Source organism: Paenibacillus forsythiae T98 (assembly GCF_000520735.1).
Classification (GTDB): domain Bacteria; phylum Bacillota; class Bacilli; order Paenibacillales; family Paenibacillaceae; genus Paenibacillus_AQ; species Paenibacillus_AQ forsythiae.
Genome location: NZ_ASSC01000017.1, coordinates 1 through 7946, shown reverse-complemented (window position 1 = coordinate 7946; position 7946 = coordinate 1). Strand labels below are relative to the sequence as shown.

The window sequence follows — 7946 nt, the reverse complement described above, 5'->3', positions numbered from 1 at the left end:
CCCGCCGCACGGCGGCCGTAATCGCTTCGCGGTCGAGCGGCTGCAAGGTGCGCAGATCGAGAATATGCGCGGTTATGCCCTGCTCACGCTCCAGCTCCTCCGCCGCCTGCATCGCAAAATGCAGCGGCAGGCTGTAGCCGATCACCGTAATATCGTCTCCCTCGCGCAGCAGGTTCGCCTCGCCGATGGGAACGGTATAGTCGCTCTCCGGAACGTCCTCTTTGATCAGCTTATAGCACTTCTTGTTCTCGAAGAACAGCACCGGGTCCGGGTCGCGGACGGCGGCTTTCAGCAGCCCCTTCGCGTCGTACGCCGAGTAAGGCGCGACAATCTTCAGGCCCGGCGTGCCAAAGAATATCGATTCCGGGCATTGGGAATGGTACAGCCCGCCGAAGATCCCGCCGCCGATCGGCGCGCGGATAACCACCGGACAGCTCCAGTCATTGTTGGAGCGGTAGCGGATTTTGGCCGCTTCGCTGATAATCTGGTTGGTCGCCGGAAGCATGAAATCGGAATACTGCATTTCCGCAATCGGCTTCATGCCGTACATCGCCGCGCCGATCGCCACGCCGGCAATCGCCGATTCCGCAAGCGGGGTATCGAGCACACGCTCCGCGCCGAACTGCTCCTGAAGCCCTTTCGTCGTGGTGAACACACCGCCCTTGACCCCCACATCCTCGCCCAGAACGAAGACGGAGTCGTCGCGCTCCATTTCTTCCTTCATTGCCAGCCGGATGGCATCGATATATTCCATCATCGCCATAGGTTATACTCCTCCTTCGGATTCGCTGTATACATGCCGCAGCGTATCCTCCGGTTTCGGGAACGGCGCATTGTCGGCGTATTCGATTGCTTCCTTAAGCTCCAGATTATACTGGGCAGCGAGATCGCGTTCCTGCTCCTCGCTCCACAGGCCAAGCTCCATCAAATATTCCCGGAAATGGGCGACGCCGTCTTTTTTCCAGTTCTCCTCGACCTCTTCCTTGGTACGGTAGGCAAGGTCGTTATCGGAGGTGGAATGCGGGGACAGGCGGTACATCATCGCTTCAATCAGCGTCGGGCCTTCACCCGCCACCGCCCGCTCACGGGCCTCCTTGACGACGCGGTATACTTCCAGCGGATCATTGCCGTCCACGCGGACGCCCGGAAAGCCGTAGCCGAGCGCGCGGTCGCTAACCTTGCCGCCAAGCTGGCGGTGCGCCGGAATCGAAATCGCATACTGGTTGTTCTCGCACATAATAATGACCGGAAGCTTGTTCACTCCGGCAAAGTTGCACGCTTCATGAAAATCCCCCTGATTGCTGGAGCCTTCGCCGAACGTGACGAAAGAAACAAACTTCTTCTTCTGCATCTTGGCGGCCAGCGCGAAGCCGACCGCATGGGGAACCTGCGTCGTAACGGGGCTTGAGCCGGTAACGATGCGCAGCCGCTTGCTGCCGAAATGGCCCGGCATCTGCCGTCCGCCGCTGTTCGGGTCCTCCGCCTTGGCGAACACCGACAGCAGCAGCTCGCGTGTCGTCATGCCGACGGACAGCACGAAAGCATAATCGCGGTAGTAGGGCAGAAAATAATCATTCTCCCGGTCGAGCGCGAAGGCGGCCGCCACCTGCGCCGCTTCCTGGCCGATGCCCGAGACGTGAAAGTTGATCTTCCCCGCCCGCTGGAGCAGCAGGCTGCGCTCGTCGTATTTGCGCGCAAGCAGCATATATCGGTACATGTCGATCACCTGGCCGTCGGTCAGTCCAAGCGGTTCATGCCTGTTCACTTTGTTTACAGTACCTTGAGTATCCATAGTAGAGGTACCTCCTTAGTTCTGGGCCCGATCCCGCCACCGGCAGGCAGACCGTATATTGATCTGATCTTAAAACCTGGTACTAATCGGGTGTGAGTCTATTATATAGCGTTTGACTTCAAAAAGAAAAGCCGATCAGCGCCCGTATACACCGAAAGTCGGGGAATAGCTTCGGCATCCCTTTCGCTTCGGCCCATATGCGGGCGCTGATGATCGTTTGCCTATTCAAGCCAATGTCCGGCGGCCGCTGTGTGCCTGTGCCCAAGCGGCCGGGCCGAAGCGCTGGATATCCCCGGCAGGCCGCCGCTTTAAATGCCGATGGCCTTGCCATCCACGGCAAGCATCGCTTCCCCGACAATTTCGGAGAGCGTGGGATGCGCATGGATCGCCTCGCCAATCTCCCACGGCGTCGCATCCAGAAGCTGGGCCAACGCGGCTTCCCCGATCAGATCCGTCACATGCGGACCGATCATCTGCACGCCGAGAATGTCTCCGCTTGCCTTGTCGGCAACGACCTTCACGAATCCGTCCTTCGAACCGTACACAAGCGCTTTGCCAATCGCCGAGAACGGGAACTTCCCGGTTGCGACATCATGGCCAAGCTCCTTGGCCTCCTTCTCCGTATACCCTACGCTCGCCACCTCCGGCCGTGAATATACGCAGCGGGGGACAAGGTGCTGGTGGTAAGGATGCAGCCGCTCTCCGGCCAGATGATTGACCGCCATGATGCCTTCATGGCTCGCGGCGTGGGCCAGTTGCAGTCCCCCGATGCAGTCTCCGATCGCATAAATATGCGGCTCGCTGGTCTGCATGCTGGCGTTCACCTCGATCACGCCCTTGTCAAAGCGGACATCCGTATTCTCCAGGCCGATGTTATGGATATTGGCCTTTCTTCCCACGGATACGAGCAGCTTGCCGGCGGTCAGCACCTCGGCCTTGCCGCCCTTGGTTACTTCCACGCTGACGCCTTCTCCGCTTACGCGGCATGTGCCCGCATTCACCGTTACGCCCGTCATAACGGTCACTCCGCGTTTTTTCAGCAGACGCTGCAGCTCCCGGGCCACCTCGGCGTCTTCTCGGGGAAGAAGCTGCTCCGCCGCCTCCACAACGGTGACCTGCACGCCGAAATCGGCCAGCATCGACGCCCATTCCACGCCGATCACCCCGCCGCCGACGATCAGCATCGACGCCGGCAGTTCCTCCATCCGGAGCGCTTCCTCGCTGCTCAGAATATGCTGCCCGTCCGGCTCAAGCCCCGGGATCACCCGGGGACTCGATCCGGTGGCGATGATGAGGTTGACCGGCACAACCGTCTCCATCTCGCCATCTTCAAGCTCGACCGCGACTGCCCCGCTACGCGGAGAAAAAATCGAAGGACCGATTACCCGTCCCTTCCCTTTAAGCACCTGTATTTTATTTTTACGCATCAAATACTGGACGCCCTGATGAAGCTGCTCCACAACCGCCTCCTTGCGGCGCTGCACCTTCCCGAAGGCCAGCTTGACGCCGGAGATTTCAATCCCGTATTCCTCGCTCGCCGCAATCTCCGCGTAGACCTCTGCGCTGCGCAGCAGCGACTTGCTAGGAATGCAGCCGCGATGCAGGCAGGTCCCGCCCAGTTTGTCCTGTTCGATGACGACAACCGACTTGCCGAGCTGAGCGGCCCGAATCGCCGCCACATAGCCCCCGGTTCCTCCCCCGAGCACCGCAACATCACATGAAATGGTCATATATGTATCCCCCAGTTCTTTTACGCATCATTCGCATATCCACTCTATTGTACTCCCTTTTACCCATATCACAAAATGCCTTCGCGCCATGGACTTTTAAAATTCGAAGCGTTATCATAAATGTACAAATGCGACCCGCTGTCAGAGGAAAGGGTGCTAAACAGGTTATAGAGAGGAAGGAAACGGTTATGAAACTGCTGTTCTCCCGCTTTATTGCCATCCTTATTCTGGTGCTGCCCGGTCTCTTGGCCATGAAGGGCTTCCTTATGATGAAGGACGCTCTGTTCGACTATCTGGCGATGCACGGCGACAAGACGGCCGCGCCCGCGTTCGCCTGGCTGCTGTTTGCCGAAGGTCTGGTCATGTTCGCGGCGGGCATGAGCTTTCTGGGCGGCTGGATTCTGACCCGGGACCGCAAGCGGAATTACATCGGCCCCCGGTTTAAAGAGAAGCGCAAGGCCGGACCTCGGCAGCCCTCCAAGCCCGCTTCCTGATCCTGCTATTCGGTCCATCACAGACGCATATTCTTGATATTCATTTCAATAATTAAGATCGCGGAGGTGCTGTTGTTGAAAAGATATCATCAGTTGGACTCGTTAAGAGGGCTGGCCGCGCTGACTGTCGTCGTCCATCATTTTGCCTTTATCTTTGCAGGCTTGCTGTGGCTGGATGCGTTAAACTACACACCGCTGCGAATCTTCAAGGCTGGACACGAGGCGGTCATCTTTTTCTTTGTCCTGAGCGGTTTTGTCCTGTCGCTGCCCTTTTACTCCGATGGACAAAAAGTGAATATCCCGCATTTTTTCATCAAGCGGCTGTGCAGAATCTATATTCCTTATATTGCAGCGGTCGGATTCTCGATTGCCGCGTATCTGGCTTTCTATCATCCGGGGCTGGACTCCGGGTTCAGCAGTTTTTTTCATGATGTGTGGAGCACGCCCTTATCCTTTTGGCTCATTGTGGATCATCTCATCCTGCTCGGCAGCTTCAAGGATTACGCGCTGGACCCCGTTCTGTGGTCATTGTCCGTCGAACTCAGAGTCTCCCTCGTCTTCCCGTTCATCATGCTGTTCATCAAGAGATTCGGCTGGAAGTCAAACGTGGCTCTGGGCATCCTCTTGTCAGGCGCGGCGCTCCTGCTCAACAATTGGGCGCATCCGGCCAATCCGCATCCCATTTCCTCCAATCTCTACTTCCCCCTCCACTATATCTCGTTCTTTATTCTGGGCGCCCTGCTTGCCAAATACCGGGTAAATCTCATTTCAAGCGTCATGCGGTTAAGCGTTGCAATGAAATATGTCTTGCTGTTGTCCGGTTTGATGGTATATACCTACGCCGGAATCGGCGATGCTGTAGTTAAACGGCTGTTCTCCGGGGGCGGAGTCTGGCTGTCTCTGGCCGCCGATTGGGGCATCGCGCTTGGCGTATGTATCCTGATTACTTCCACCTTGTCCTCACCCCGAATTTCCGGCCTGCTTGAGCACAAGCCGATCCGGTTCCTGGGGGCGATCTCTTACAGCCTCTATCTGTACCATTCAGTGGCGCTGTTCTCCTGCATCTACGCTTTCCACAATCTGCTGCCCATGTGGGCGACGCTCTCTATCGCTCTATGCCTGTCGCTTCTGGCTTCCAGCCTGTCGTATTATTGTATCGAGAAGCCTTCCATGGCGCTGGGCCGAAAATGGACAAGCCGCCCCCTCCGCAAGCTGAAGGAAGCGAAAGAAGCCGTTTAATATTACTGCCGGTTCCGGTTCGGAACGTGAAAGGAGCTTCCCTATGTACGAGCTGAAGACGAAAGAAAACGACAACAGTGTCATCGAATTTATCGAGAATGTGGAGCATCCCCAAAAGCGCGAAGACGCGTACAGGCTGCTCGATATTTTCACGGAAACGACCGGATTCCCGGCAAAAATGTGGGGAACGAGCATTATCGGCTTCGGGTCCTATCATTATAAATATGCCACGGGCCACGAAGGCGATGCGCCGCTCGTCGGCTTCTCCCCGCGAAAGGCCAAGATCAGCCTTTATCTGGCTGCCTATAACCCCGAACGCGAGGCTCTGCTCGCGGATTTCGGAAAATATACAGCGGGAAAAGGCTGCGTGTATATCAATAAATTGGCCGATGTCAACGCTCAGGTGTTAAAAGCGCTGATCGAGCAATCGGTAGCCTTTCTGAACAAGACTTATCCCGGCGAGTGAATTCCGGCTAAAAAAGTACGCGGCCCGGAAATTACGGCCATGATTTATGCCTTCACTCCGCCCCTGACCAGCTCGCTGTACAACCCTCCCTGGTCCATCAGCTCCTCATGGCTGCCCTGCTGAACCAGCCTGCCGCCGCGGAGCACAAGAATACGGTCCGCCTGGCGAATCGTACTCAGCCTGTGGGCGATGACAAAGCTGGTGCGGCCTTTCATCAAGGATTGCAGACCTTCCTGTATTTTCAGCTCGGTTACGGTATCGATGCTGCTGGTCGCTTCATCCAGCACCAGCATGGCCGGATTGGCCAGAATCGCCCTGGCGATGGCAAGCAGCTGCTTCTGCCCCTGGCTGATTCCTCCGCCTTCAACCGACAGCATCCGGTCATACCCTCCCGGCAGACGCATAATGAAGGAATGGGCATTGGCCAATCTGGCCGCCCGTTCCACTTCTTCATCGGAGGCGTCCAGCCTTCCGTAGCGGATATTGTCCCGTATGCTTCCCTTGAACAGGAAGATATCCTGCAGCACGAACGCCATTTGGCTGCGCAGGCTTTCTCTGCGGATGGACGCCAAATCCCGGCCGTCAATCGCAATGGTTCCCCCGGACGGATTGTAGAACCGGGACAGCAGCCCGATCAGCGTCGTCTTGCCCGCTCCGGTCGGACCAACCAGCGCGATCGTCTCGCCGGGCTTCGCCTCGAAGCTGATGTCGCTTAAGGTGTCGGTCTCTCCATTATAGGAAAAAGAAACGCCCTGAAACTTCACCCCGCCCCGGATCTGCCGGGCCGAAGCCGCGCCGCTCTCATCGTCGGCCTCCGCTCTCTCATCCAGGACTTCGAATACCCGCTCGGCTCCAGCAACCGCGGACAGCACGCTGTTCCATTGATTGGCCAGATCGTTCAGGGGCCGGGTAAACTGGCGTGTGTATTCCGCAAAGACCAGAATGACCCCGACCGTAATGGAGCCGCGCACCGCCAGCATCCCGCCGAATCCGGCGACGATGGCGAAGCTCAGATTGTTAAGCCCGTTCATCAGTTTCGGAATGAACCCGGAGATCGACTGCGCCCAGAACCCGGAGAGCATAATCCGGCTGTTCCGGTCCCGGAAGCCCGAGATGACCCGCTGCTCCTGCCCGAACGCCTTGATCACGCGCTGGCCCGACAGCGTCTCCTCGATATAGCCGTTCAGCTCCCCCATATTCCGCTGCCGCTGCTTGAACAGCGGCCCCGTCCGCCGCGTAATCCAGCGCATCCCAAGAGCCATTAGCGGCACCACAATGAAGGTAAGCAGGGTCAGCAGGGGACTGAGCCACAGCATGACGGATACCGTACCGACCAAGGTCAGCACGCCGGAGAAGATGTCGATGGCCGAGCTGTTCAGGTTGGAGCTGACATTCTCAATATCGTTGGTCAGGCGGCTCATAATTTCGCCCTGCTGCCGCCGGTTGAAGAAGGAAATCGGCAGCCGGTGCAGATGGGCAAACAATTCGGTCCGCATCCGGTACACCGTTTCCTGGGAAATTTCGATCATCCATATATTTTGCAGCCAGCTCGTAAGGGAATACAGGACATAAACCGCGCCCAGCCCCGTCAAAAAGAGCCCCCAATGGCTGCCCCCGCCTTCGAGGTAGCGGTCCACCGCCCGGCCGATCATGAACGGTCCGAGCAGCGAGAGGCCTGAGCTGCAGACGACCATGAGCAGCACCAGGATCAGCTTGACACGGCGCTCGGCCAGGTAGCTCCACAGCCGCCGCAGCGTGCTGGACCAATCCTTCGCGCCGGGCGCTTTAGGCTTCCGTCCCGACGATAATCCCCTGCTTTCTCCCAGCTCGACGACGGGCCGCGGATGGCGGAACGGCTCAAGTAAGGTTCTGAACATGTGTCGTCTCCTTTCCGCTCTGCGACTCGCATATGCTCCGGTACAAGCCCGAGTCCGCCAGCAGCTCGCTGTGACTGCCCTTTGCGATCAGCCGTCCTTCATCAAGCAGCAGAATCAGGTCAGCATCCAGCGTCGAGCTGATCTTCTGCGTAATCATGAATGTCGTGCAGGACAGGCTTCGCAGGGCTTCCAGCAGCGCTTCTTCGGTCACCGCGTCAAGGGCGCTTGTGCTGTCGTCAAGAATCAGGATGGAGGGCTTCCGGACAAGCGCTCTGGCGATGCCGAGCCGCTGCTTCTGCCCGCCCGAAAGATTGACCCCCCGCTGCCCGAGCCTCGTGTCGTAGCCGT

8 protein-coding genes are annotated in these 7946 nt (G+C 57.9%); 3 read left to right on the top strand and 5 right to left on the bottom strand.

The window, feature by feature from the left end; genetic code table 11:
- The 3 genes from L692_RS0100550 to lpdA form a co-directional block, all read right to left on the bottom strand.
- Window positions 1–763 (bottom strand): alpha-ketoacid dehydrogenase subunit beta (locus L692_RS0100550; protein WP_025696222.1); only part of this gene is annotated, 763 nt, incomplete at its 3' end.
- Window positions 764–766: 3 nt separating this feature from the next.
- The gene (locus L692_RS0100545; protein WP_025696219.1) at window positions 767–1792 is read right to left on the bottom strand and encodes a thiamine pyrophosphate-dependent dehydrogenase E1 component subunit alpha; all 1026 of its coding nucleotides are present in this window, start codon (window positions 1790–1792) and stop codon (window positions 767–769) included.
- 308 nt (window positions 1793–2100) lie between these two features.
- The gene (gene lpdA, locus L692_RS0100540) at window positions 2101–3522 is read right to left on the bottom strand and encodes a dihydrolipoyl dehydrogenase (RefSeq protein WP_025696217.1); all 1422 of its coding nucleotides are present in this window, start codon (window positions 3520–3522) and stop codon (window positions 2101–2103) included.
- 188 nt (window positions 3523–3710) lie between these two features.
- On the opposite strand from lpdA, the gene L692_RS0100535 reads away from it, so the two are divergent.
- The 3 genes from L692_RS0100535 (at window position 3711) to L692_RS0100525 (ending at window position 5721) form a co-directional block, all read left to right on the top strand.
- Window positions 3711–4016, top strand: a complete 306-nt coding sequence (locus L692_RS0100535; RefSeq protein WP_025696215.1) for a DUF2627 domain-containing protein — start codon at window positions 3711–3713, stop codon at window positions 4014–4016.
- A 75-nt stretch (window positions 4017–4091) separates the two neighbouring features.
- A complete protein-coding gene (locus tag L692_RS0100530; RefSeq protein ID WP_025696212.1) occupies window positions 4092–5255 on the top strand; it encodes an acyltransferase family protein in 1164 nt (387 codons plus the stop codon).
- A 43-nt stretch (window positions 5256–5298) separates the two neighbouring features.
- Window positions 5299–5721, top strand: a complete 423-nt coding sequence (locus L692_RS0100525; protein WP_025696210.1) for a DUF1801 domain-containing protein — start codon at window positions 5299–5301, stop codon at window positions 5719–5721.
- A gap of 44 nt (window positions 5722–5765) precedes the next feature.
- Here the strand turns inward: L692_RS0100525 and L692_RS0100520 are convergent, their stop codons facing one another.
- On the bottom strand, window positions 5766–7598 hold the full coding sequence (locus L692_RS0100520; protein WP_025696208.1) for an ABC transporter ATP-binding protein: 1833 nt from the start codon (window positions 7596–7598) through the stop codon (window positions 5766–5768).
- On the bottom strand, window positions 7579–7946 hold a 368-nt coding region (locus L692_RS27420), incomplete at its 5' end, for an ATP-binding cassette domain-containing protein (RefSeq protein WP_036721160.1). The genes L692_RS0100520 and L692_RS27420, both read right to left, overlap by 20 nt.

Excerpts from the sequence above, each read along its gene's own strand:
- lpdA (WP_025696217.1), bottom strand. The coding sequence starts at position 3,522 with ATGACCATTTCATGTGATGTTGCGGTGCTCGGGGGAGGAACCGGGGGC.
- L692_RS0100545 (WP_025696219.1), bottom strand. The coding sequence starts at position 1,792 with ATGGATACTCAAGGTACTGTAAACAAAGTGAACAGGCATGAACCGCTT.
- L692_RS0100525 (WP_025696210.1), top strand. The coding sequence starts at position 5,299 with ATGTACGAGCTGAAGACGAAAGAAAACGACAACAGTGTCATCGAATTT.
- L692_RS0100535 (WP_025696215.1), top strand. The coding sequence starts at position 3,711 with ATGAAACTGCTGTTCTCCCGCTTTATTGCCATCCTTATTCTGGTGCTG.
- L692_RS0100520 (WP_025696208.1), bottom strand. The coding sequence starts at position 7,598 with ATGTTCAGAACCTTACTTGAGCCGTTCCGCCATCCGCGGCCCGTCGTC.